22 protein-coding genes are annotated in these 24,058 nt (G+C 69.9%); 14 read left to right on the top strand and 8 right to left on the bottom strand.

The window, feature by feature from the left end:
- Nucleotides 1–292: 292 nt before the first annotated feature.
- Nucleotides 293–1,531: a ParA family protein gene (locus OG413_RS41960; RefSeq protein ID WP_266815042.1), complete on the top strand. Its 1,239-nt coding sequence runs from the start codon at nt 293–295 to the stop codon at nt 1,529–1,531.
- Nucleotides 1,528–2,721: a ParB/RepB/Spo0J family partition protein gene (locus OG413_RS41955; RefSeq protein ID WP_266815040.1), complete on the top strand. Its 1,194-nt coding sequence runs from the start codon at nt 1,528–1,530 to the stop codon at nt 2,719–2,721. The genes OG413_RS41960 and OG413_RS41955 overlap by 4 nt, the downstream gene beginning before the upstream one ends.
- A gap of 150 nt (nt 2,722–2,871) precedes the next feature.
- Here the strand turns inward: OG413_RS41955 and OG413_RS41950 are convergent, their stop codons facing one another.
- Nucleotides 2,872–3,267, bottom strand: a complete 396-nt coding sequence (locus OG413_RS41950) for a VOC family protein (RefSeq protein ID WP_266815038.1) — start codon at nt 3,265–3,267, stop codon at nt 2,872–2,874.
- A gap of 149 nt (nt 3,268–3,416) precedes the next feature.
- Entirely contained in the window at nt 3,417–4,343 is a 927-nt protein-coding gene (locus OG413_RS41945; RefSeq protein ID WP_266815035.1) for a nitroreductase/quinone reductase family protein, read from the bottom strand.
- Between the two features lie 1,157 nt (nt 4,344–5,500).
- On the opposite strand from OG413_RS41945, the gene OG413_RS41940 reads away from it, so the two are divergent.
- The 3 genes from OG413_RS41940 (at nt 5,501) to OG413_RS41930 (ending at nt 8,633) form a co-directional block, all read left to right on the top strand.
- Nucleotides 5,501–6,550 (top strand): bifunctional DNA primase/polymerase, encoded by a 1,050-nt coding sequence (locus OG413_RS41940; RefSeq protein ID WP_266815500.1) that lies wholly within the window; start codon nt 5,501–5,503, stop codon nt 6,548–6,550.
- Complete coding sequence (locus tag OG413_RS41935) at nt 6,547–8,085, top strand: phage/plasmid primase, P4 family (RefSeq protein WP_266815033.1); 1,539 nt, start codon at nt 6,547–6,549, stop codon at nt 8,083–8,085. Before OG413_RS41940 ends, OG413_RS41935 begins: the two co-directional genes overlap by 4 nt.
- Before the next feature lie 161 nt (nt 8,086–8,246).
- Entirely contained in the window at nt 8,247–8,633 is a 387-nt protein-coding gene (locus OG413_RS41930; protein ID WP_073724379.1) for a DUF6009 family protein, read from the top strand.
- 90 nt (nt 8,634–8,723) lie between these two features.
- Here the strand turns inward: OG413_RS41930 and OG413_RS41925 are convergent, their stop codons facing one another.
- The gene (locus OG413_RS41925) at nt 8,724–9,314 is read right to left on the bottom strand and encodes a UbiX family flavin prenyltransferase (RefSeq protein WP_266815498.1); all 591 of its coding nucleotides are present in this window, start codon (nt 9,312–9,314) and stop codon (nt 8,724–8,726) included.
- 115 nt (nt 9,315–9,429) lie between these two features.
- Nucleotides 9,430–10,869 carry a UbiD family decarboxylase gene (locus OG413_RS41920; protein WP_266815030.1) on the bottom strand — a complete coding sequence of 480 codons (1,440 nt, stop codon included), beginning with the start codon at nt 10,867–10,869 and terminating at the stop codon, nt 9,430–9,432.
- Between the two features lie 217 nt (nt 10,870–11,086).
- On the opposite strand from OG413_RS41920, the gene OG413_RS41915 reads away from it, so the two are divergent.
- A complete protein-coding gene (locus OG413_RS41915) occupies nt 11,087–12,112 on the top strand; it encodes an Lrp/AsnC family transcriptional regulator (protein WP_266815028.1) in 1,026 nt (341 codons plus the stop codon).
- A gap of 62 nt (nt 12,113–12,174) precedes the next feature.
- Here OG413_RS41915 and OG413_RS41910 read toward each other — a convergent pair whose 3' ends face one another.
- On the bottom strand, nt 12,175–13,119 hold the full coding sequence (locus OG413_RS41910; protein ID WP_266815496.1) for an NADP-dependent oxidoreductase: 945 nt from the start codon (nt 13,117–13,119) through the stop codon (nt 12,175–12,177).
- Between the two features lie 114 nt (nt 13,120–13,233).
- Between OG413_RS41910 and OG413_RS41905 the strand changes: the two genes are divergently transcribed.
- Together OG413_RS41905 and OG413_RS41900 are read left to right on the top strand one after the other, a co-directional pair.
- Nucleotides 13,234–14,193 (top strand): GlxA family transcriptional regulator, encoded by a 960-nt coding sequence (locus OG413_RS41905; RefSeq protein WP_266815026.1) that lies wholly within the window; start codon nt 13,234–13,236, stop codon nt 14,191–14,193.
- Nucleotides 14,194–14,372: 179 nt separating this feature from the next.
- A complete protein-coding gene (locus OG413_RS41900) occupies nt 14,373–14,735 on the top strand; it encodes a DUF1330 domain-containing protein (RefSeq protein WP_266815024.1) in 363 nt (120 codons plus the stop codon).
- A 21-nt stretch (nt 14,736–14,756) separates the two neighbouring features.
- Here the strand turns inward: OG413_RS41900 and OG413_RS41895 are convergent, their stop codons facing one another.
- From OG413_RS41895 to OG413_RS41885, 3 genes are all read right to left on the bottom strand, one after another.
- Nucleotides 14,757–15,713, bottom strand: a complete 957-nt coding sequence (locus tag OG413_RS41895; RefSeq protein ID WP_266815022.1) for an alpha/beta fold hydrolase — start codon at nt 15,711–15,713, stop codon at nt 14,757–14,759.
- An 83-nt stretch (nt 15,714–15,796) separates the two neighbouring features.
- Nucleotides 15,797–17,041, bottom strand: a complete 1,245-nt coding sequence (locus OG413_RS41890; RefSeq protein WP_266815020.1) for a beta-ketoacyl synthase — start codon at nt 17,039–17,041, stop codon at nt 15,797–15,799.
- Nucleotides 17,038–17,271: an acyl carrier protein gene (locus OG413_RS41885; RefSeq protein ID WP_073724391.1), complete on the bottom strand. Its 234-nt coding sequence runs from the start codon at nt 17,269–17,271 to the stop codon at nt 17,038–17,040. Before OG413_RS41885 ends, OG413_RS41890 begins: the two co-directional genes overlap by 4 nt.
- A gap of 245 nt (nt 17,272–17,516) precedes the next feature.
- Here OG413_RS41885 and OG413_RS41880 point away from each other — a divergent pair, with 245 nt between their 5' ends.
- The 6 genes from OG413_RS41880 (at nt 17,517) to OG413_RS41855 (ending at nt 23,756) form a co-directional block, all read left to right on the top strand.
- Entirely contained in the window at nt 17,517–18,182 is a 666-nt protein-coding gene (locus OG413_RS41880; RefSeq protein ID WP_266815016.1) for a class I SAM-dependent methyltransferase, read from the top strand.
- 99 nt (nt 18,183–18,281) lie between these two features.
- Nucleotides 18,282–18,587, top strand: coding sequence for a hypothetical protein (locus tag OG413_RS41875; protein ID WP_266815014.1), 306 nt, complete (start codon nt 18,282–18,284; stop codon nt 18,585–18,587).
- Between the two features lie 147 nt (nt 18,588–18,734).
- Entirely contained in the window at nt 18,735–19,094 is a 360-nt protein-coding gene (locus OG413_RS41870; RefSeq protein WP_266815012.1) for a hypothetical protein, read from the top strand.
- Entirely contained in the window at nt 19,091–20,614 is a 1,524-nt protein-coding gene (locus OG413_RS41865) for a helix-turn-helix transcriptional regulator (RefSeq protein WP_266815010.1), read from the top strand. Before OG413_RS41870 ends, OG413_RS41865 begins: the two co-directional genes overlap by 4 nt.
- Nucleotides 20,614–21,186 (top strand): transcriptional regulator, encoded by a 573-nt coding sequence (locus OG413_RS41860; RefSeq protein WP_266815008.1) that lies wholly within the window; start codon nt 20,614–20,616, stop codon nt 21,184–21,186. The genes OG413_RS41865 and OG413_RS41860 overlap by 1 nt, the downstream gene beginning before the upstream one ends.
- 80 nt (nt 21,187–21,266) lie before the next feature.
- Entirely contained in the window at nt 21,267–23,756 is a 2,490-nt protein-coding gene (locus tag OG413_RS41855) for a DEAD/DEAH box helicase (protein WP_266815006.1), read from the top strand.
- Nucleotides 23,757–24,058 lie beyond the last annotated feature (302 nt).

The following is a 24,058-nucleotide window of genomic DNA, read 5'->3' as shown; positions in this document are numbered from 1 at the left end:
CCGTTGGGTCGCTGCTGCGGGAGCGGCCCCGACGGGCCCGGAACAGCGACCCAAACCTTCACGCCCCCCCCTGACGGCAGGTCACCTCCAGACCCGTCCCGGTCCCCCGCCACTCCCCCGGTGCTGGGCGCCTGCGGACCAAGATCATGAATTATCACGCCGTGATAATCGCCCTCCGCCCCGTCTCCGTGCCGGTCCGTTGATTATCACGGCGTGATAATTCCCCATCTGGGCAGTGAAAACTAACGTGTCGCGCCTCCAACAGCGCCGCTTCGTTAGTAAAGTTCACTGCATGGCTTCCCCCGCTACCCCCGGCGACCGCGAGAAGGTCGTCTCCAAACTGCCCGGACAGCTCCGGCAGGACCTCAAGGTCCGCGCCGCTCAGCTCCGTATCGAGATCCAGACGGCCGTCGAGCAGTCCGTCGACATCTGGTGCGGTCTCGCCTCGACGTCGGCCGCGGTCGACACCTCGGGTGCCGACTCCTTCTCCACCTGGCTGCCCGTCGGCCAGTGGGACATCTTCAAGTCCACGGCGGCCGATCGCAGGGTCTCCCTCATCCAAGGTCTCGCGCAGGCGGTCCAGGTCTGGCTCCGGGCCAACCCGGCCCCCACCGTGGAACGCCCCGAGACCCCCCGCCGCATCATCGTCTGCAACCAGAAGGGCGGCGTCGGCAAGACCGCGATCACCGCCGGGACCGGCGAAGCCCTGGCCGAGGACTCCGGCGCCCTCTATCCCGTACGGGTCTCCAAGCACTTCGCCGCGCTCCTGGACGAGAACGGCTCCGACCCGCTGACCCTCGAAGACCTCCCCGGCATGGGCCTGCGGGTCCTCCTGGTCGACTTCGACCCGCAGTGCCACCTCACCAAGCAGCTCGGCTACACCCCGCTGCCGATGGACGGCGACAGCCTCACCAAGCACATGGCGGGCGACGCCACCGGTGAGCTCCACGATCTGATCGTGCCCATCGAGGAGGAACGCTTCGGGCAGCGGCTCCACTTGCTGCCGAGCTGCAACGACGCCTTCCTCCTCGACGTACGGCTCTCCGGTGTACGAGCGAGGGAAGCGGCGCTGGAGCGGGCCCTCTCCCCCGTGGAGGCGGACTTCGACGTCATCATCGTCGACTGCCCGCCCAGCCTGGGCCTGAGCATGGACGCCGCCGTGCACTACGGCCGCCGCCGGGGCAACGAAGCGCCGGGCTCCTCCGGCGCACTCATCGTGGTCCAGGCGGAAGACAGCTCGGCCGATGCCTACGACCTGCTCACCACCCAGATCGAGGACCTCCGGGGCGACCTGGCCCTGGAGCTCGACTACCTCGGGATCGTCGTCAACCACTACGACGCCCGCCGCGGTTACATCGCCACGTCCTCGCTCCAGGCGTGGATGGACATAAAGGAACCCCGTGTCGTCGGTGTCATCGGGGACCTGAAGGAACAGAAGGAAGCAGTACGGCTCAAGCGGCCCCTGCTCGCGTACGCCCCCAAGTCCGACCAGGCGGTCGGCATGCGTGCCCTCGCACGGGAGATCTCATGAGCAAGGCCGACAAGCTCGGGGCCGGCGCGTCGTTCGGCCAGGCCCGTGCCGTCAGTGCACGGCGCGCCGCGATCGGGGCCGCCACCGGTGCGCCCACGACGGGTGTTCCGAACCCCACGGAACTGCCCGTCGGCGTCATCAGCCAGAACCCGGACAACCCGCGCGACCACCTCCGGGACCTCGAAGGGATGGCGGAGAGCGTCCAGGAGCTGGGTGTCGTCAACGCCATCACCGTCGCCGCCGTCGAGGCCTACCTCCGCGAACGCCCCGACCGGGCGGCCGATCTGGACGAAGGCGCCACCTATATCGTCATCGACGGCCACCGCCGTCTCGAAGGTGCCCGCCGCGCCGGGCTGAAGACCATCAAGGTCCAGGTCGACAACGCACGGGTCGCGACCGACGAGGCACTGCTCGAAGCCGCCTTCGTCTCCAATGTGCAGCGCGACAACATGACCGATCTGGAACAGGCCCACGCGCTCGATGCCCTGGTGACGTTCTACGGAAGCCAGACCAAGGCCTCCAAGCGCCTCGGGCTCTCCCAGGCGTCGATCTCCTCCAAGCTCTCCCTGCTGAAGCTGGCACCGGATCTGCAGGCCGAACTGGTGACGGGGGAGCGCCAGGTGGAACACGTACGCAACCTCGGCAAGCTGAGCCCGGAGGAACAGCGCGCCGCGGCCGACGCACGAGCCTCGGAGGCTGCGCGGCGCCGACGCCGGTCGAAGCCCGCGAGCACGGCGGAACCGGCCGCGGATTATCACGCCGTGATAATCCGGGACGACCGGCCGACGGGGGAGCCCGCATCCTCGGGCGATTATCACGGCGTGATAATCGCTGACACCGACCCGACGGGGGCGACCGACCGGGACATGGATTATCACGCCGTGATAATCCGCGACGAGGAGTCGGTGGGAGAGCCGACTGGGGAGCCTGACCGTGCCGACGATTATCACGCCGTGATAATCGCTGACACCGAAGCGCCCGATGCCGACCCGAGCGCCCCCGCTCTGCCGTCCCAGCCGGGCAACCACGAGACAACCTCCGGGGCAAGGGATGCCGCAGCCGGCGGGGGAGTGCCCTGGCACGATCCGGTCGCTCTCGCCGCGATGATCTGCGCGCACATGCCCTACCAGGAGCGCACCCGGCTGACCCTGCTCCTGGCCGAGAAGAACCGCGCCGAGCTCAAGGGCTGAATCACCACGGTGTGGGGCGGTCCGTGCGGCAGGAGCACGGACCGCCCCACACCACGCCTGTACGCACAAGGTGTCCGGGACCGCAGCCGCCGCGCGAGGGCCTTCAGGTCGATTTCACCGATATCGACTACGTGGAGCTGGACTTCTGACTCAGATCTCCGCGCCCTCCGCGTCCTGCGGATACCAGCGCAGCTCGACGGTGTTGCCATCGGGATCCTGTACATAGACCGACTGCGCGGAGCCTCGCGCCCCGTAGCGGTCCACTGGGCCCTCCAGCACGGTGAAGACGCCCGAGTCGATGACCCGCTGCCAGTCCAACGGCTCGACGACCAGGCAGATATGGTCCACGTTCGACTCGGAGCGTGGGCGGTCGAGAAGATCGATGATCGTCGTCGGACTGATCCGTACCGACGGGAACGGGACCTTTCCGGCCCGCCACTCCTCCACCCGGACCGGCTCCAGGCCGAGCGGCCCGCAGTAGAACGCCAGGGCCCGCTCGACGTCCTGCACGTTGAGCACCAGGTGATCGAAATCCTTGACGCGCACGTGCGCTCGCACTCCCATGAAACAGCCTTCCCATGATCCGGCCCGGTCCACTGCGGACCGGCCCCTCCGATCGGCCCACCACGTCGGCGACGGGCCGCCGGGGCGTGGCCATCCGAAGAACCGGACAGCCACGCCCCCGTCTGTCCGCGTCAAGCATTGCCGACCGGGGGAGCCGGGGCTGCGGGGGGCCAGGGAACATCGGCGAGGAGGGGAAGAATCGACGCCTCCTCATAGTCGAGGTGCGCGTTCAGTTCCGCCGCCATCGCCGCCAGCTCGGCACGGAAGCGCCGAGGGTCGGCGATGGTGATCCCGGCGAGCAGGGACGCCAGTTCGCCCTGAATGCGCGCGACCGTACGGTGCCCCTCACGAAGCCGGTCGAAGGTGTCGCCAAGGCCGGGGTGAGAGCGCGCGATCCCCGGGAACAGATGCTCGTCCTCGCTGTTGTGGTGGAACTCCAGTGCCTGGCAGAACGCCAGGCACCGCTGCCGGATCTGCAGCCCGAGCCCAGGGGCCTGTGGCTGACCGGACCCCTGGTGAGCCGCGCGGACGGCGAAGTGGGCCTCGACCTCCGCGCTCACCTCGCGCAGCTGGCCGCGCAGCCAGGTATGCACCTCCATGACCTTGTCGGCGAGCGTACGGACGTCGCGGGGCTTCTCCCAGCCGTCGGGCTCGGCCCGCTCCAGCACCACCACCGGCAGCACCCGGGCGGTCCGGTCCCGGTAGTCGCCGTATTCGGGCTCCGTCCGCACGACATGGGCGAACAGCTCGTCACGCCGCGCCCCTTCGGCGGGGACCGCGAGGGCTTGGAACGTACGCGTACCGATCTCCACCCGTACGACGGGGTGGGCGAGCAGGTTGTGGTACCAGGCGGGATGAACAGGGCCGCCGAGGTTGGACCCGACGAGCAGGAGCGCTTCGTCGTGGCGGACGTAGCCGAGGGGAGTGGTCCGCTCGACCCCCGACCTGGCGCCGGTGGTCGTCAGCAGGAGCAGGTTCCCGCCTTCGAACGGGCCGCCGAGCTTCCCTCCGTTGGCGCGGAACTCCTCGATGACGGATTCATTGAAAGACATGGGCATGCGGTGTGTGTCTCCGGAAGACGCGGGGATCCGCAGGGGCTGCGGAAACGCGAGTGGGTCCGCAAGGGCTGCGGACATGGCCGGTGGTGACCTGCGCAGGGCGCAAAGACGGCCGCACGGCTCCCGCACCCGGACGGCCCGGGGCACACAACGGCGGTGCCGGGAAACGCGAAGGGTGAAGGAGGAGGCGCGGCTGCGCTACGTCAGATACAGGGCGCGGAGCAGAGACTCATGACGGACCCCTTGATGAAGGGTGCTCGCCCGACCACCGGCCGGCCCACTGCTCATTGACCGGCGCCACGCGGCACCGATCCCATTACATGTACGCGGACCTGGCCTGTCAACACGGACGATCACACACCGGCTGCCACGCCGCCTCACCGGCTTCTTTCCTCACCGGCCGACCACCACCGAATGGGCAGGGAGGGGGGAGGACACCTGAAGGGACTAACAGGGGACAGGGCCCGACAGTGGCTGAGTCCCTTTCGGTCCCTGCCCTTCAGTCCCTGTATGAAAGTGCAGGTCAGAGACGTTCCGAGGCCCGGATCAGGGACTGAAGGGACTCAACTTCCTAGTTATAACTCCACTAGCGCGTAGGCGCGTGTATGCGCGGGCGTATGAATGAATGTATGTATGCCTTGTATCTAGACTGGCTCATAATTAGGGATTTCAGTCCCTTCAGTCCCTGATCCGGTAGGTACTACCCCTCTGACCTGCGGTTTTCCCAGGGACTGAAGCACAGGGACCGAAAGGGTCCCAGCCCTGCTTTTCGCCGTTCAGACCCTCTGACAGTCCCCTTCGCTCCGACGGAAGGCACGCGGCGCCCTCCGGGAGGCCGTTCCCCGGCAACTCGCCCGGAGGTTCCTGTCGGTCCCTGCGCCCGGTCGGTCCCTGCCTCCGGCCGCACGGCGCTGAAGGGACTCAAGGGACCGGGAATCTGATAGAACGGCACGCGGGTCGAAACAGTCATTCCTTGCGGATCCACGTCATAGACTCTCTTCCGAAAGTGAGTCCCTTCGGTCCCTGTCCAGATCAGGGAACCCCCTGTGAGCAGCAGGCTTCCGGCAGGGAACCAAGGCCCGACGACCGGATCCGACGAGGACGACTGCGTGCAGCGCCACGGTGAGACGAGCTCGACCGCTCCCCCCGCCAGGTCGGTGGCCCCGCTTGCCCTTGCCCGCTGGTGCGCCGGAAACGGCTGGCCGGTCCATCCGCTGGCCGCAGGGCGGAAGACACCGGCCGCCAACTGCCCCTCCTGCAGGGACCGGCACCACGATCCCGCGACGTGCCCGTGTCTCCCCGCAGGACGCCCCTGTCACGGCTTCCACGCGGGCACCACGGCCCCGGACAGGATCGACCGCTGGTGGAGCGACAGCCCCCGTGCAGGGGTCGGTGTTGCCTGCGGTCCGGCCGGCCTGGTCGTCATCGACATCGACGCGCACTCCGCCACAGTCCCGGACCGGGGCCGCCTGCTCCCGGGCATCGCGATCCACGAGTCCGTCGACCTCGACGGACTCGCCTCGGGCTTCGACACCCTGGCGCTCCTCGCGGCACTCCGGAGGCAGCCGTCCCCCGCGGAGGACGAAAGCACCCTGAGGGTCCGTACGCCGTCGGGCGGGCTGCACGTCTGGTACCGGAACCCGGCCCCCGCCCTGCGGTACCGGTCCTCGGCCGGGTCCAGCCCGAAGGTCGCCCTCGCCTGGCAGGTCGACGTGCGGGCCCACGGGGGATACATCATCGCCCCTGCGACCCGTACCTCCCAGGGCACGTACGAAGCCGTCGGCGCCACCCGGATGCCCGCCCCGCTGCCGGAGTGGCTCGCGGCGGAACTCACCCGCACCGGACACGTCCTGACCCCCGATCGACCGAAGACCCCCAGCGCCCCGTTCGCCGCCCCGTTTCCCCGTGCGCGCGGCGCGCGCAGCCCGCAGCGCGGCCAGCGGGTGCTCGACCCGCTCGTCGCCGCCGTCCGCGAGTGCGCGGCGACAGCCGAGGGGGCCGGGTTCACGGAGAAGCTGAACCGCGCCGCGTTCACGGCCGGGGGCCTGGTTGCCGCCGGGCACCTGGACGAACAGGCCGTCCGCCCACTCCTGGTGGACGCGGCCGATGCCGCCAGGCCCTGGCAGACAGCGCGCAACGAGAAGATCATTCATGACGGTCTCGCCGCCGGGACCGTCCGTCCGCTCCACCTCGAAGGACGTTCATGAGCAGCGCCGAAAGCAAGCGTTTTGACGCAACTGCCGCCGCTCAGCAGATGCTCGATCTTCAGGACGACATCCCGGCCCTGCCCGCGCAGACGTCGGCCGAACAGCCGCCCGCGCCCGCGGCCCCCGCCGCCCCTCCGGCCGGGGTCGCGGACGGACAGCTGCCCACCACCCTCACCGACCGCGGCAACGCGAAACTGTTCGTCCGCCTCTACCGCGACGCGTTCCGGCATGTCGAGGGCCTGGGCTGGTTCTGCTGGGACGGCTACCGGTGGAAGCGCACCGGAGGGGAGAAGGCCGCGCTGTGGGCTGCGGGGGAGATGGCCGAGGAGATGCCGGAGGCCGACCCCCGCGGCGTGTTCAGCGACCGCGAGCTGTACACCCACAAGAAGCGCACGCTGTCGACCACCGGCATGAAAGCGCTCCTCGTCCAGGCCAAAGCCTCCCCGGACCTCTCCCTGGACCCCGACACCCTCGACGGCGACCCCTACGCCCTGTGCACCCCCGAAGGCGTCGTCGACCTGACCACGGGCAGGCTCCGCAAGCCGGACGCGACCCGGGACTTCCACTCCCGCGCCACCAGCGTCGCCCCCGAGGCCATGCCCACCCCGCGCTGGGACCGCTTCCTCACCGACACCTTCGGCGACGACGCCGAAGGCCGGGAAATGATCGACTTCCTGAACCTGCTCCTCGGCTACTCCGTCACCGGCGACGTCGGGGCCCAGGTCCTGCCCTTCCTCCACGGCCAGGGCAAGAACGGCAAGTCCGTCCTCCTCGACGTGATGATCCAGATCCTGGGCGACTACGCGGACGCCGCCCCGCCCGGCTTCCTCATGGACCGCGGCGCCTTCTCCGAGCACTCCACCGAGCTCACCGAACTCCACGGCCGCCGCCTCATCGTCTGCAGCGAACTCAAACCGAACGACAAGTTCGACGAAGCACGTGTCCGCCTCCTGACCGGCGGCGACAAGATCAAGGCCCGACGCATGCGGCAGGACTACTTCTCCTTCACCCCCACCCACCACCTCTGGCTCCTCGGCAACCACCGCCCCGAGGTCTCCACCGGCGGCTTCGCCTTCTGGCGCCGCATCCGCCTGCTGCCCTTCGAACGCGTCGTCCCCGACGCGCACAAGATCGACAACCTGGCCGTCGAGCTCGTCCGCGACGAAGGCCCCGGCATCCTGCACTGGCTCACCGAAGGCGCCCGCCGCTACCTGGCCACCCGCGACCCCCTCACCGGCCCCGACCGGGTCCGTATCGCCACCAGCGCCTACGCCAACACCGAGGACCACATCGGCCGCTTCCTCGCCGAATGCTGCACCCGCGACACCGAGACCCACCCCGACCTCCGCGTCGAGCAGGGCCTCCTCTACAACGCCTACAGCTCCTGGTGCACCGCCGGAGAAGGCATCCGCCCCGCCACCGCACGCACCTTCGCCACCCGGGTCCGGCAGGAACTCGCCCTCGCCTCACCCTCCGACATGATCAAATCCAACGGCAGGAAGTTCTACCCCGCCCTGGCCCTGGTGGCCGAGTAGATGCCGCCCGCCGACGCAGCGCCGCACTCATACCCCGGACCCCTCTACGATGAAGGGGCCCATCCCAGCGCGGACGTCCCCGCCGCGCCCCGGGCAGGGACACAACAAAAGCACCGGACGGACCACCACCGGCGCAGCCCCACACAGGAGGGAACGCGGCCATGAGCTCGCTACTGACCGAGAGCGACCTCAGCGACGAAGCCCGCATCGTGTGGCTGGAGAACCCCGACGCCCTCGACTACGTCCGCCAGGCCCTCGACAAGACCCCCCGCCGCCGCAACAAACCCCGCTACGCCCGCGACGGCCGGATGATCGGCTACACCGAACTCGACGAGACCGCGGACGCCGACCCCGACAGCGGCCTCTACCGGCGCCGGGTCTTCTTCCTGCTTCCCCACGACCGCGACACCGCCCCCGAAGGCGTCTACCGCCAAGGAGCGCCCGGTGAGGCCGTCGACCCGCGGACCGTCGAGGCCCGCAAGGTCGGCGAGAAGACCCTCCGCTCCCAGCAGGGCGCCGCCGCGTCCGTGTCTTCCGCGAGCCGCTGACACACCGGGCCGCCCGGTGCCGCAGCGGCACGGACCGGCGGCGTCAACCTGGCGGGAGTCCGCGCCGGGCCGGATTCTCCGTACGGCGGATCACCGCCCGCTGCGCGCGTCGCCCAGGCCCTGCCACCGCGCAGCGATGTCCGCGGTGGGCGCGGGGAGCTGGAACTGGTCGAGTATCCGCATCACGATGTGGTCCACGACGTCGCTGATACCGCGCGGGATGTCGTAGAAGGCGGGCATCGGCGGGACGATGCGGGCTCCCATCCGGGAGAGGGCGAGCATGTTCTCCAGATGGATCTCGTTCAGCGGTGTCTCCCGCGGCACGAGGACCAGCGGGCGGCGCTCCTTGAGCGTGACGTCGGCCGCGCGGGAGATGAGGTTGTCGGCGAATCCGTGACGTACCGCCGCGAGGGTCTTCATGCTGCACGGGACGATGACCATGCCCGCGACCGGATAGGAGCCGGAGGAGATCGTGGCGCCCTGCTCACCGAACTTGTGACTCACATCGGCGAGTTCGGCGAACTGCCGGCTGGTGCGGGACGTCTCCACCTCGATGGTGGAGCGGGCCCAGGTGCTCAGGACGAGATGGGTCTCCACCTCCGGCACCTCCCGCAGGACCTCCAGCAGGCGGAGGGCGATCGGGGCCCCGGTGGCGCCGGTGACTCCGACAACGATCCGGATGGGGACGTGTGTGGGGGTGGGTGCTGTCACAGCGTGCTCCTGGTACGGAAGGGGAGAGGGCGGATCGGCAGGGAGGGAGGGGGCACACGGTGGCCCTCCCTCCCTGCGGTGCGGGCTACAGCGGCAGGACACCCGCCCAGCGCCTGCGCAGGTCCTCGCGGGTCGCGTCGTCGACGCGGTTGGCCGCCGGGTACTGGTCCTTCCACGCGAACGGCTTGGTCGCGTCGATCAGCACGATGCCCATCGAGAGGTCACCGTCCGCGCGCCTGGCGGGCGACAGGCGCGGATCGATCGCGGTGGTGGGCGCGCGCAGCACCTGGAGGGACTCGGACGGGTCGACACGCGTGAACATCGCCCACAGGACGTGGTTGATATCGGTGATGTCGATGTCCTCGTCGACCACCACGAAGTACCGCTCCATCCCGCCGGTGCGCTTGCGCCCCGCCGCCGCGAGCAGCGCGTGCATGGCGTCGCCCGCGCCGGTCTGCTCGATGGAGACGACCATCATGAGCTGCCGGGCGTACGCCCACACCCCCTTGATGTTCTGCACCCCGGAGGCTTCCAGGTGGTCCCAGGTCACCGACGCCGAGTACAGCGGGACGGCCTGGTCACCGGCCGGAACGGTCGGGAGCATCGGCGGGGCGCCCAGGATGACCGGGTCGTCGCGGTGCAGGATCCGGGTGACCCGGACGACGGTCTCCTGCCCCGAGTGGGTGTAGTAGCCGGTCCACTCCCCGAACGGGCCCTCCAGTACGGACTCCTCCTCGACCGGCGGCAGTTCACCCTCGATGACGATCTCCGCGTACGCCGGGACGGGAAGGTCGCTGCCCGGTGCGTACAGCACCTCGACCCCCTGCCCGCGGAGCCCGCCCGCCAGGTCGTACTCCGACATCCCGGACGGCGCGGCGATCGCCGCAGCGGTCGAGAGGATCGGGTCCTGGCCCACCACGACCGCGATCGGGCAGTTCAGGCCGCGCTGCCAGTACTTCTCGGCGATGGCCTTGGCGTGCCGGTTGCCGAGCATCCAGAGCGAGAGCCGGTCCCGGCCCTGGGCGCAGGCCCGGTACGTGCCGACGTTGACCCAGCCGCTGTCGGGGTCCCGGGTGATGACCATGCAGGCGGTACCGATGTAGCGGCCACCGTCCCCGTCGTGCCACCGCGGCGCGGGGAAGATACCGAGGTCCACGTCATCGCCGACCAGGACGTTCTCCAGCACCGGGCCGGTGGCGACCTCCACCGGGGGGATCGGTTCGAGCCGCTTGCTCAGGTCCTTCCACTCCCGCACGATGTCCAGCTTCCCGGTCTCCGGCGGCAGCCCGAGGGCCACCGCCGTACGGGCGGCCGTACCCATGAAGTTGGTGAACACCCGGTACCCCGCCGGGAAGCCGGGGATGTTGTCGAACATCAGGGCGGGGCCTTCCTTCTCCGCCATCAGTTCGGTGATGCCGCCGATGTCCAGGTCCCGGTCCGCGCCGTCGATCCGGAGGACCTCGTCCTTCCCGAGGGTCCCGGTGATGTGGTCGATGTAATGCCGAAGATCACGGAATGCGCTCATGTGCCGTCGGGAGCCGGGCGGCAGGCCCGGGGGCTCCCGTCCTCCTCATTCTCGAAGGCGGCCGGCTGCGCCTGAAGCAGCCGCCGCGAAGCGTGCGGTTCCCGCCCGGGTACGCGACCGGGCGGGGCCCGCACACCGAGGATCCGCACCGCCCCCGAGTCGGAACAACGAGCAGGGGCGCGGATGCCGGTTCTCGCGAGATATAGAGTCGGAATACATGGAATCCCTCGATCTACAGCTCATTCACGCACTGAGGATCGACGGCCGTGCCCCCTTGCGCCGGATCGCCTCGGTGCTGGGTGTCTCCGACCAGCTGGCCGCCCGACGTTACGCCCGGCTCCGCGAGACGGCCGGGCTCCGCGTCGTGGGACGGCTCAACCCCCGGCCCGTGGGACAGACCGTGTGGGTGCTGCGCCTCCAGTGCGTCCCCAGCGCCTCACACGGCATCGCCCGCGCACTGGCCGAGCGGGACGACACCCGGTGGGTCCAGCTCGCCTCCGGCGGGACCGAGGTCATCTGCCACCTCGCGGTGCACGGCGACAGGGACCGGGACGCCCTGCTGCTGGACAGGATCCCCGCGAGCCGCCGGGTCACAGCGATCACCGCGCACCGGATGCTGCGGCTGTTCAAGGGCGGCCCGACCACCTGGCACGGCCCCGCCTCCGCGCTCAGCCGGGAACAGAGCGACGCCCTCGCCCCCGGGTACCCGCCTCCCGACGCCCAGGCGCCGCCGGTGCACCTCACGGATCTCGACCAGGTCCTGCTGGCCACGCTGACCCGCGACGGCCGTACGCCGCACGCCCGGCTGGCCGCCGAGGCCCGCTGCCACGAGTCGACCGTGCGCCGCCGCATCGCCCATCTGCGTACGGCCGGGGCGCTCTTCTTCGACGTGGACGTCGACGAGAGCATGCTGGGCGACCCGGCGGCCACGGTGATGTGGATGGCCGTGCGGCCCGCACGGCTCGCAGCCGTGGCCGCCGCGCTGGCGGATCACCCGGAGGTGGCGTACGCGGCGGCCACCACGGGGCGTACCAACCTCTTCGCCAAGGTCCTCTGCCCCGACGACGAGTACCTGTACACGTACCTCTCCGAACGCGTCGGAGCCCTTCCCGGCATCGACACGGTCGAGACCGCCCCGGTCATCCGAGTCTTCAAACGCTCGGGCGCCGTCGCCCGCGTCCGGGGCCGGCCGGTGGGCGCGAGCGGCGAACGACGAAGCGCACAGGGGCATTCACCCTCATGAGTGACGCACCGACCGGTGCCCCGCCCAGGACACCGGTCGGTGAACTCCGCCTGACCGCGCGGTCAGGACGCCTGCGGTCCGACGGTGAGCACGATCTTGCCCGTGGTCCGGTCGGTCTCTCCGAGGGCGTGCGCCTTCGCCGCTTCGGCGAGGGGGAAGACGGCCTCGATGTGGGCGCGCAGCGAGCCGGCTTCCACCAGGTCCGCGATCGCCCTCATGCCCGCGTGGTCCGCCTCCACGAGCAGGGTCTCGACGCGGACACCCAGCCCGTCCGCCCGCGCGGCCTCGTCCGGGTCCGTCCCCGGCAGGAGGGAGACGAGGACGCCGCCGGGGCGCAGGATGCCGAGCGACCGGGCGCGGGTGTCGCCGGAGAGGGGGTCGAGGACGACATCGATGTCCTGGACGGCCTTGGCGAAGTCGACGCTGCGGTAGTCGATCACCTCATCGGCACCGAGCGAGCGGACGAAATCGTGCTTGGGAGCGCTGGCGGTGCCGATGACGTACGCGCCGCGGGCCTTGGCGATCTGGACGGCGAGATGGCCGACGCCACCGGCGGCCGCGTGGACGAGGACCCGCTGACCGGGGCGGACCCCGGCGGTGTCGACGAGCGCCTGGTACGCGGTCAGGGCGGCGAGCGGGAGGGCCCCGGCCTGGATGTGATCGATGCCGGCGGGCTTGTGGGCGAAAGCGCGCGCCGGGGCGGTCACGTACTCGGCGTGGGAGCCCACACCGTACGGGTAGGGGAGCATGCCGAAGACCTCGTCGCCGGGCTTGAACAGGGTGACGCCGTAGCCGACGGCTTCGACGACTCCGGAGACGTCCCATCCGAGGACGAGCGGCAACCGGTCGACGAAGCCGCTGCCGGCCCGGTGCTTCCAGTCGGTGGGATTGACACCGGCCGCGCGGACGGCGACCGAGATCTGGCTCGGTCCGGGGACGGGCTTCGGCAGGCGGACCTCCTTGAGGACGTCGGCGGCGCCGTGGATGTCCTGGCTGATGGCGCGCATGGTGGCGGCGGCCGGTGCGGTGTTGTCCGCTGTGCTGTGACTCATGGGTCCAGCGTGGCGGACCGGCCCGTTCCGTACCATGGCATGATTGCCATCTTTCGACAGGATCCTGCCATGGGACATGTTCACCGCGTCGTCGTCCTCGCACTGGACGGCGTGTACCCGTTCGAACTGGGTATTCCGAGCCGGGTCTTCGGAGCCGCGGACGGCCGGTACGAGGTGGTCACCTGCACCGTCGACGGACGCCCGGTGCGTACGAACTCCGATTTCTCGGTCCATGTCGAGCACGGCCCGGAGGTGCTGGCCACGGCCGACACCGTCGTGATCCCACCGTTCGACACCTCACTCATCACGCGGGAGGTGCCACCGGCCCTCGCCGGAGCCCTGGCCTCCGTTCCGGCGGGCGCGCGCGTCGTGTCGATCTGCACCGCCGCCTTCCTCCTCGCGGCCGCCGGACTGCTCGACGGCCGCCCGGCCACCACGCACTGGGCGCTCGCCCGCGTCTTCCAGCAGTGGTTCCCGCACATCGCGCTCGATCCGGACGTGCTCTTCGTCGACGACGGCGACGTGCTGACATCGGCGGGCGCCGCCTCAGGGGTCGACGTCTGCCTGCACCTCGTACGCAAGGACCACGGCACCGAGATCGCCAACTGTGTCGCGCGCGCCTGCGTCGTACCGCCGTGGCGGGACGGCGGGCAGGCGCAGTACATCGAGCAGCCGGTGCCCGAGACCTCGGCGAACGGAACCGCGGCCACCCGCCAGTGGGCGCTGGAGAACCTGCGCGAGCCGCTGACCCTGGCCGAACTCGCCGGCCACGCCCGCATGAGCCTGCGGACCTTCGCCCGCCGCTTCGGCGAGGAGGTGGGCATGAGTCCGGGGCGGTGGCTGATCCAGCAGCGCGTCGCCAGGGCACGCCACCTGCTGGAATCCACCGACTTCCCGGTGGACGACATCGCCGCCCAGGTCGGCTTCGGTACGGGTACGTCGCTGCGCCAGCACCTGCACACGGCCATCGGCGTGACCCCGCTCGCCTACCGGCGCACCTTCCGGGGCGTACCGGCGGACATCCGCTGAGTGGGCGAGCGGCGGGAGACCGAACGGGCGGGAGACCGAGCGGGCGGGAGACCGAGCGGGCGGCAGAGCACCCGTTCGATCTCGGCCCCGTCCATGATGATGTGTGAGGTAATCGCGGCTCCGACCGCTCCCGGCTAGGTTCGTCACCGCTCATGTCCCCGGAACCAAGGAGCCCGACCGTGCCGGCTTTCGGCTTCGCCCATCTCCGCAGCCGCCGTCATCACTCCGACATCATCGAGTACCTGGAGCGCATCCAGGCGACCCTCGACCCCTTCGAGGGCCGCTTCGTCATCCACGGCCCGCCGGCCGAAGTGCTGGAGGGGAACTGGCCCGGCACCATGGTGCTGATCGAGTTCCCCGGCCTGGACGTGGCCCGCGCCTGGTACGACTCCCCGGCCTACCAGGAGATCCTGCCGCTGCGCAGCGACCACATCGAGGGAGACCTGCTGCTGATCGACGGCGTCGGGCCGGGCTACGACCCGGCCGACCGGGCGCGCGGCCTGCGCGCCGAGGCCGAACAGGCGGGGGAGCGGGACGCGTAGGACCGCAGGAGGAGCGCCGCCCTACCGGGAGGCCACGCCCACGATGCCGGCGCGTGACGCGCTCTGCTCCGGCAGCACGCCGTTCTGCGCTGCCGTGCCGTACCCCGTGCCGTTCTTCTCGGGCAGTACGTACGGCGCGTCCTTCAGCGACCGGCCGGTGAAATAGCGCAGTGCGAGGTCCGCCACGTCATGGGCCCGCTCCAGTACGACCCAGTGGTCCGAATCGCGCACCTGAAGGAACGTGCCGTGCTCGATCGTCGAGGCGAAGGCCCGCTGCTCGTCCACGGGGGTGAGGTTGTCGTGCTCGCCGCTGAACACCAGCGTCGGTACCCCGTCGAGCCCACCCTCCAGGGAGGGGACCGCCGTGCTGAGTGCCCGCTCCAGGGAGGCCTGGGCATGCGGCGTGCGGGAGTACGTCTGGTACACGGCCCGCTTCACATACCGGTAGGCGAGGTGCCGGTGGAGCACGGGCAGGGCGGGGTCCCTGCACAGCATGGACTCGGCGAACAACGCCGCGAATTCGTGGAGACGGCCCGCCTCCAACTCCTCGGACAGCTCCTGGAGACGGGCGTACTGGGCGTCGGAGAGCGAAGTCGGTACGCCGCCGAGGACCAGCCGGGAGACCAGCCGGGGCCGACGCTGCGCACACAGGTAGGCGATGACCGCTCCGAAGGAGTAGCCGAACAGATTGACGCGGTCCACGCCGAGGTCGTCGATGATCCGCTCGGTCGCCCGGCAGAGCAGCGGGAGCGCATCGTGCGCGGCCAGCGGGTCGGCGCTGCCGGTCCCGGGCAGGTCGGCGGTGATCACGTCCGTCACCGAGCCGAGTCGGTCCTCGATCTGGGGCCACCCGTACATCCCCTGCAACGCGCCGCCCAGGACGAGTACCGGGTCGGTCCGGGTACGGGGCCCGGGGACCAGCCGGTAGGAGTAGGACAGGCCGTCCACGGTCAGGGTACGGACGATTTCTTCGGGCATGGCTTCCTCATGTTGATGGCCCGCGCCGGGCGGAGCGACGGCGGTCTCAGGGCGGCGGATCATGCCCGCGTGAGCACGGCGGATCATGCCCGCGTGAGCACCAGGGCGGCGGTGAACCCGCCGAACCCCATCGACGACTTCACCGCGCAGTCCAGACGGGCGGGCCGGGCCTCCTTGGCCACCACCTCGACCTGGACGGCGGGATCCAGGGATGTGAGGTTCGCGGTGGGCGGGACGAGCTGATGACGCAGCGCCAGCACGGTCAGGGCGGACTCGATCCCTCCGGAGGCACCGAGGGTGTGTCCGGTCATCGCCTTGGTGGACGTGACCAGCGGACGCGGTCCGCACACCCGGGCGATGACGGCGCTCTCCACGAGGTCATTGAGGACCGTTCCGGTGCCGTGCGCGTTGACGTGGTCGACGTCGGAACCGGTCAGACCCGCATCCGCGAGCGCGGCACGCAACGCCCGTTCCAGACCTGCTCCGTCGGGGTCCGGCGCGACGGTCGCGTCGGGGTCGGTGGCCGCCCCGTAGCCGGTGAGCTCGGCCAGGACGGTGGCGCCGCGCGCACGGGCGTGCTCGGGGCGCTCCAGAACCAGCAGACCGGCGCCCTCGCCGAGGACGAAACCGTCGCGGTCGGCATCGAAGGGCCGGCACGCGGCCGTCGGGTCGTCCCGGCGCGTGGACAGGGCTTTCAGCTGATTGGCACCAGCCACCAGCAGCCGGCTCGCCGCGGACTCCGCACCGCCCGCGATGACGATGTCGCAGGCCCCCGACCGCAGCAACTGGTGTGCTGTGCCCAGCGCGTGCGTGCCCGAGGCGCACGCCGTGGAGATCGCGAAGCTGGGCCCGCCCGCCCCGAGATCGCGGCACACGCTGTCGGTCGCGCCACTGACGGGCGTGAGCAGACCCACCTTGGGCGAAACCCGCCGGGCCCCGCGCTCGCCGAGCACGGCGATCTGTTCGTCGTAGAAAGGCACACCGCCGTGGCCCGACCCGATGACCACGGCGACCCGGTCACCGTCCCACACGCGGTGGTCCAGCCCCGCCGCCGATACGGCCTCGCGTGCCGCGACCACCGCCAGTTGGGAGAAACGGTCCATCAGCCGGGACGTGGCGACCCCGAGCAGCGCCGCGGAGTCGAACCCGCCGACGGTATAGGCGAAGTCGCAGGGCATCCCCGCCAGCGCCGGGTGCGGGCCCACTCCCGACGGTGTGGTGGAGTGCGTGATGTGGTGCCACGTCCGCTCGGCACCGATTCCGGCCGCCGTGACCAGGCCCACGCCGGTCACCGCCGCCGCGAACCGTGCGCCGCGCGCCGCGTTCACAGGGCCGCCTTGAGGCCCACGAGATCGATGAGTTGGGCGACGGTGTGCCGAGAGGTCAGATGCACGTCGTCCAGGTCGATTCCCATCCGGTCCTCGATGATCACCCGCAGCTCCTCCAGGGCCAGCGAGTCCAGACGCAGCTGATGCAGCGGAGTGTCCGCGGGGACCGCCTGTGAGTCGACACCGAAGTTCTGGGTCAGTACGTCTCGGACGTGTTGCGCGGCGCCCACGGTTCCTCCTTCACACAGTGGTGCCCGACCACCGTTTGGCAGGCCCTGTTGCTGAACGCCGGAACCGGCGAGCGGTTACGCTCCCGGCGCCCCGCACCGGGCCGCTCGCACACCAGGACGAAGCACCGGGCGATTTTGTCGATGCCCGACCGGTCCGGCAGGCATCGCGCGACGACCGGGGAGCAGTTGATCCTTGTTCCGGAACGGGGGGGGTGCACGCGGCCGGGACTTGATGGACTGGGCGGATGAAGATCTTGTCGCCTCGTGTCCTGGGGGCTCTCGAACGGTTCAACGCCGCCTATCCCTGGGATCACAACGCCCACTACCACCGCTGGATCCTGCGGCAGCTGCCGAGACGCTTCGACCACGCCCTGGACATCGGCTCCGGCAGCGGCGACCTCGCAAGGCTCCTGGCCGGTCGTGCCGCCGCAGTGAAGGCGGTCGATTCCGATCCGGTGATCACTGCCCAGGCCCGGAAGCTGACTCCCGCCGCGCTTCCCGTGACCTACACGGTCGCGGACGCCGTAGCCGAGTTCCCTTCCGGCTCCTACGACGTCATCACGTGCGTCGCCGCGATCCACCATCTGCCGTTCGTCCAGGCGCTCACCTGCTTCCGTCGTCATCTGGCGCCGGGAGGAGTCCTGGTGGTCGTCGGCCTGTCCCGCGCCCGGACGCCTGTGGACCACCTGCTCGGTGTCGCGTCCATTCCGGCGAACGCGGCCATGGGCTGGCTGAAGAACAGAGGCCGTCCCTCGCCCCGGCCCCTCTCCATGACGGCTCCTGTTCGCTCAGCGGACATGACCTTTGACGACATCGTTCGTGAAGCCGGAGACACCCTCCCCGGCGTGCGGCTGCGACGACGGCTGTTCTGGCGCTACACGCTTGTATGGGACCAGCCCCGAGCAGCCTGAGACTTCTGGGATGTCGCGCTCCGTCTCGGCGGCAGTGCGGCAGATGTAATGATCATATGGACGTCCGGCGTGGGTCCGGTGCACAGGGGAGGGACGACCATGAGGCTTTACCTGGCCATACCTGTTGTTCTGCTGGCGTTGCTCATCGCCGCCTCCGGCGTAGCGGCACTCACCCGCGGTTGGGTGCTCCCCACGAACCGGCTGCCGGTCCGACGCCCGCGCCTCTATGGCTGGGGTCAGTTGGTGGTTGCCCTCGCCCTGTGCTGGCAGGTGGCCTTCCTGCTGCTGCTCAGCGACCCCGACACCCGCCAGTGGGGGACCCTCACGGGCAGCGTGCTTCTACTGACGGGCCTCCTCGTGATGATGGTGAGCCGACGTACGGGTGGTCATCGGCAGGATGCCTAGAGGCGTTCGCTGTCCCGCCGATCGACGTACGGAGGGCTCCGGGCCTCAGGGCCGCATGTCAGCGGGGGAGGGGTGTTACGGGAAGGTGGGCCACAGGTGGAGTGATAACTTTGCAACAAGTTAAAAAGTCGGGAAGAGGGGCGGGCGGTGCTGCAGATTCAGATCGGCCCGGGACGGGCCGCGCCCGACGGTGACGACCTCGGCCGCACCTTCCTCGGCTGGCGCGCGGGAATGAGCGAAGACGAGGCGTGGGAAGCCGGCCGGGGTGTGTGGAAGTTCAGGGCCGACCGGGCTCTGGCCCAGCAGGAGGCCCAGATCATCAACACCGAAGGCATCGTCCTCGCCGTCGCACGGATCACCGGAGTCACCAAGTGCCATGACCGCTACGCCCTCGAGGGTGAACTCTTGCACGGCGACTCCCGCACCGGCAGGCCCAGCCCGTATCCCCACCTGTCCCGTAACCCCGTCGCCTACATTGACGAGAACCAGAAAAGGGTCACGCGGTGAGTGACTTCGATGCGATCGACTCGCTCCTCGCCTCCGTGACACCCGAGGCCGAGCTGCCCGCCCCGCCGGTGCGGCGTGAACTGCGCGAACAGGCGCACCTGTCGAAGGCGCAGGCGGCCAGGGCGCTCGGCGTGAGCCCGTCCACGCTCGCTGCCTGGGAGGCGGGCCGGGAACCGGCCGGTGAGGTGCGCGCGAAGTACGTCTACCTGCTCGACGGTCTGGCGGCGAAGCTCGCAGCGGCCGCGGAGGAAGCGGCTCCGCCGGTGACTGAGGCGGAGGCGGAGGTGGCGCCCTCGCCGGTACCGGGTACCGCCGTGGGCGATGACGCGGACGATGTCGAGCTGCTGACCGAGCCTGAGCTGTGCGTGCTGTGCGGCGAACCGGCCGTACAGCGGGTGGCGGGCTTCCCGCAGCACCTGGATGCGGCGGAGTGCGGAGTTCCGGTCACCCGGCCGCAACCCGAACCTGTGGCGCCGCAGTCCCCGAAGCCGGACCGGCACGCGTCGCGCACCTCGGGCAGTACCGCCTCCACGCCACCGGCCCGCCGCGCTTTCCAGCCCTCGTCCGAGCCGGTTGACCTGATCGGCCGATCGGTGCGGGCCGCGATCGAGGCGCACGGCGGTGATGTGGCGGCGGCGACGGCGGCGTTGGTGAAGAAGGCGATCCCGGACGCGATGGCGTTGTTGGACGCCACCCGCAAGGGCGGCAGGTACGACGTGATCGCGCACCCGTGGATGCCGGACATCCTGAAGAAGCAGTCCTCGCGCGGCGCCGACCAGGTGTGGGAGGCCCGCCCGAAGTGGACGCGGGCCGAACTACCGCCCGGTGAGCACGGGGTGACCGCCCTCGATATCAACGGTGCCTACCTGTCCGCCCTCAAGACGCACCTGCCGCTGGGGCAGTTGGAGCACTCCACGGGGTTCGACCACGACCGACGCCGGGCCGGCGTCCATCTGATCACGCCACCGAGCTGGGACCACGAGGACGTGCTGCCGAACCCGGTCGGACAGCGCGACGAGCCGGGTCCGCTGTGGGTCACCGAGCCCACGCTGCGTCTGCTGCTGCGCCTGTCGGGGCCGAAGCACGGGCTGTGCGAGCCGCCCGAGATCCATGAGTCGTTCACGTCGGGGGCCACCGAGGGGCTGCTGGAGAAGTTCCGCATCGCGCTCAAGGACGCCCGCGACACGGCGATCGCCACGGATGACGAGGTGACGCTGGAGTACGTGAAGGCGATGTACTCCAAGTTCGTCTCCACGATGGGGGAGTCGAACTACAACCGGGAGCTCTACCGCCCGGACTGGATGCACCTGATCCGCTCCCAGGCCTTCGCCAACCTGTGGATGAAGGCCCTCAAGGCCCACGACGAAGGCCTCACCGTCGTCCGCGCCATGGGCACCGACGAACTCCACGTCATCGGCGACTGGCGCAAGGTCTTCCCCGAGGGCCGCGGTGTTGCCGAGGTGAAGGTAAAGGACGAATACGCTGCCGGTACCGCTAACTTGGCGGGAGAGGAGGGCTGATGCCGGACCGGAACCATGAGTTCGGGAAGTTCGGTGCCCATGGCACCAAGGGAAGCGAACTGGTCGCCCGCCGACTGGACGCGCTGGTGGACTTCATCGCCACCCCCATCACTACCTCGCGTGGCCTGCTTGCCCGCCTCCGCTACCTGACGAAGTCACCCACGATACTGAAGGCTGCCCGCGCGGCCGGGCTGACCGTCACCGACCGCACGCTGAAGGCATGGCTCTCCGGCACACGGAAGCCGTCGAAGGCCAATCTGGAACGTATCGAACAGACCTACCGCACGGTGCGCCGTCACAACGTCGCCCGGCACCTCTTGAAGCGTCTCAATTCCTCCGGTGGCACCCGGGTGGAGATTCACCCCCTCAACCAGTCCCAGGTCCCCAGGCCGCACCAGCGCACCCTTGAGTTCCGGCGCATCAACGTCCGCCGCTGGGACGGCATCGTGACCGCCTGGGCAACCGGCGACAGCCGCGCCCTCGACGACGCCTGGACCACCGGCGTCCTGCCGGACCTGGGCAGTCAGTGGGGTCAGTACGAGTACGTGACGAACATCGGCTTTGCCGCCTGACGCCGCCACCCCCTTGGCTGTGCTGCTGACTGTCGCGGATCCGCCCCCACGTTTCCTGCCGTGTCTTGAGGAACTACCTGATGTCCACTGACCCCAGCCTCGGCCCCGGCCCTGACAGTCCGCCTATTCCGGTTTATCCCCAGCGTCGGGTGCTGCGTTCCGATCAGCGGGCTGCGGTGGGCAGCGCGGCCCGGCATCTGAAGGACCCGGGTTCGCGTGGGCACATCGTCTCCGCGTGCGGGACCGGTAAGACCCTGATCGCGTTGCGTACGGCGGACGCACTCGACGTCCGTCACCTCCTGGTGGTGGTGCCGTCCCTGGACCTGCTCGGACAGTGGGCGGCCGCGGCCCGCGCGGACGGACGCCGTGAGCCGCTGATGGCGGTCTCTTCCTTCGACGCCGGCAAGCACCCGCTGCTCGCCGCCGCGGGGGCGGTGAGCACGAGATCGGGGGAGTACCTGGCGTACTGGCTCGCTCAGCGCACCAAGCGGCGTGAGCGGGCGACCGTGCTCGTCACGCTCGATTCCCTCCCCAGGATCGAGGAGACCCAGCACACGGTCTTCCCTGTCCCCCTCTTCGACCTCCTGATCGTGGACGAGGCCCACCGCACCGCGGGCAGCTGGGACAAGCAGTGGACGATGATCCACGACCAGACCCGGATCCCGGCCGACCGCCGCCTCTACCTGACCGCGACCCCTTACGAGTGGGAAGCCCCTCGCCTGACCGAGGCCCCTGACACGCGCCCGCAGCCCAAGCGCACCGCGGCCACCGCACCACAGTGGGAGGCCCCGTCCCTGATCGCGTCGATGGACGATCGACAAGTCTTCGGCCCCCGCCTGCACACCTACTCCCACGCGGACGCGATCGACGACGGCGTCCTCGCGGACTACCAACTCCTGATCCCCACGATCACCGACACCGACCTGCGCACCCACCTCACCAACACCGGCACGCGCACCGGGTCCGGCCCGACAGCCCGCCGGACGAGCGCCCTGCATCTGGCCGTCCTCAAAGCCATGACCGAGCATGACCTCAGGCATGTGATCGTTTACTTCCAGCAGATCGCTGACGCGAGCGATTTCGCCCGCCAGTTTCCCCATACCTTGTGTACCGTTTCTGCGGGCCGATGCCCTGTCTGGGCTGCTGATGTGAGTGTGCAGTCGATCAACGGTACTCATACCCCTGACCAGCGCCACGCCATTCTGACCCGTTTCACCAACGCCGACCGGGGCGTGCTCACTAACGCGCAGGTCCTGGGCGAGGGTGTTGACCTGCCCGGCGTGGACGCGATCGTGTTCGCGGACCGTACCGCGAGTGTGCGCCGTATCGTCCAGGCCCTGGGCCGTGCCCTGCGTAAACCCCCCACCACCGACCATAAAACAGCGAGCCTGGTCATCCCCGCCTACACCCGGCCCGACGCCGACCCCACCGACCTCCTCTCCACCCCCTACGAAGCCCTGTGGCTGGTCACCGCGGCGCTCCGGCATCATGACCAGTCGATCGCCGCCCGCGCGCCGCGCGGGAACACCAGGCGCCGCCTGGCGACCGATACCCACCAGCTGCTCGCTCGCCGCTTCCGCTTCGACTTCACCCTCGACACCGACCGCATCGCCCAAGCGATGGACCTGATCGCCTGGCCCGCAGCCGGCGCCGCCCTGTCCGCGCCACGCCGGGCCGGCCTCGCAGCCGCCACCCGCTACCAGGCCGAGCACGGCCACCTGCATATCCCGACCTCCTACGAAGACGCCTACGGCTACCGCCTCGGCTCATTCATCGACGGACAGCGCACCGCCTACCACCAAGGCACGCTCACCGCCCAATGGATCACCGAACTCGAAGACCTGGGCATGACCTGGGACGCTCACGAAGCCGCCTGGCAGGGCCACATGGCCACCGCCGAAGCCTTCCACACCGCCCACGGCCACCTCGCGATCCCCACCACCGAACCAGGCGGCCAATTCCTCGCCGACCAACGCACCCTCGCCCGCAAGAACAACCTCGACCCCACACGCGAAACCCAACTCACAGCCCTCGACGCCCACTGGACGCTCCCTCACGGCCCGGACTGGCACCGCAAATACCACCTGCTGCGCCGCCACATCGAAGCCGGCCACGCCCCTGCCACCCTGCACCGGGACCTGGTGATCGAGGGCGTGAAGGCCGGCAGCTGGCTGCACCGTCAGTTCACCACCTGGACCCGGCTCGAGGACGGCCGGCGCACCCTCCTCACCCACCTCGGCCTGACCCCCGGTCAAGTCCCGTCTCCCGCACAGAGCGCGAGCGCCACGCCCAGGGCCCGGACCCGCCGTTCCTTCCACCAGACCGCCGAGCTCCTGCGCCTGTTCGTGGAGCGCCGGGGACGCCCGCCCCGTGCCCGGGAGTGGATGGAAGCCGACGGCGAGCGCGTCATGATCGGCCCATGGCTCTGCAAGGTGCGCACCAGGCGAAATCTCCACCAACTGTCCGAGGAGAAGAGCCAGTTGATGAGGGAGATCCTCAAGGACGATTGGATCACGGCAGACCATGAACCCTCCACAGAGGAGCCCGGCCAAGTCCCGGAGATCCCATAGTTTTTTGCTTCCATAGAGTGCACAGTTCAACCCGAAGCCGCCAAGGCAGAAACCCCGGACTCCCAGCGGCCGGAGACAGCCCCTTCACCCGGACGACATAAGCACCCCGAAAAACAAAACCCGACAGCAGCCCAACCACCCCACCCAACAGCCGCGTTGAGGAATCCGCGAAGCGGATTCCGTCAGCTCGGATCGCGGAGCGATCGAGCTGACGGTCAACGGGTTGACCGCCGGTCAACGGAGTTGACCACCCAGCCGCGCGGAGCGCGGCTGGGTTCCGTCGCGTAGCGACGGCGCGTCGT

This window comes from Streptomyces sp. NBC_01433 (assembly GCF_026340105.1).
Taxonomy (GTDB): Bacteria; Actinomycetota; Actinomycetes; order Streptomycetales; family Streptomycetaceae; genus Streptomyces.
This window is presented reverse-complemented; position numbering and strand designations above follow the sequence as displayed.

Excerpts from the sequence above, each read along its gene's own strand:
- OG413_RS41910 (WP_266815496.1), bottom strand. The coding sequence starts at position 13,119 with ATGCGCGCCATCAGCCAGGACATCCACGGCGCCGCCGACGTCCTCAAG.
- OG413_RS41930 (WP_073724379.1), top strand. The coding sequence starts at position 8,247 with ATGAGCTCGCTACTGACCGAGAGCGACCTCAGCGACGAAGCCCGCATC.
- OG413_RS41915 (WP_266815028.1), top strand. The coding sequence starts at position 11,087 with ATGGAATCCCTCGATCTACAGCTCATTCACGCACTGAGGATCGACGGC.
- OG413_RS41880 (WP_266815016.1), top strand. The coding sequence starts at position 17,517 with ATGAAGATCTTGTCGCCTCGTGTCCTGGGGGCTCTCGAACGGTTCAAC.
- OG413_RS41960 (WP_266815042.1), top strand. The coding sequence starts at position 293 with ATGGCTTCCCCCGCTACCCCCGGCGACCGCGAGAAGGTCGTCTCCAAA.
- OG413_RS41945 (WP_266815035.1), bottom strand. The coding sequence starts at position 4,343 with ATGCCCATGTCTTTCAATGAATCCGTCATCGAGGAGTTCCGCGCCAAC.
- OG413_RS41905 (WP_266815026.1), top strand. The coding sequence starts at position 13,234 with ATGGGACATGTTCACCGCGTCGTCGTCCTCGCACTGGACGGCGTGTAC.
- OG413_RS41860 (WP_266815008.1), top strand. The coding sequence starts at position 20,614 with ATGCCGGACCGGAACCATGAGTTCGGGAAGTTCGGTGCCCATGGCACC.
- OG413_RS41895 (WP_266815022.1), bottom strand. The coding sequence starts at position 15,713 with ATGCCCGAAGAAATCGTCCGTACCCTGACCGTGGACGGCCTGTCCTAC.
- OG413_RS41920 (WP_266815030.1), bottom strand. The coding sequence starts at position 10,869 with ATGAGCGCATTCCGTGATCTTCGGCATTACATCGACCACATCACCGGG.
- OG413_RS41855 (WP_266815006.1), top strand. The coding sequence starts at position 21,267 with ATGTCCACTGACCCCAGCCTCGGCCCCGGCCCTGACAGTCCGCCTATT.
- OG413_RS41875 (WP_266815014.1), top strand. The coding sequence starts at position 18,282 with ATGAGGCTTTACCTGGCCATACCTGTTGTTCTGCTGGCGTTGCTCATC.
- OG413_RS41955 (WP_266815040.1), top strand. The coding sequence starts at position 1,528 with ATGAGCAAGGCCGACAAGCTCGGGGCCGGCGCGTCGTTCGGCCAGGCC.
- OG413_RS41935 (WP_266815033.1), top strand. The coding sequence starts at position 6,547 with ATGAGCAGCGCCGAAAGCAAGCGTTTTGACGCAACTGCCGCCGCTCAG.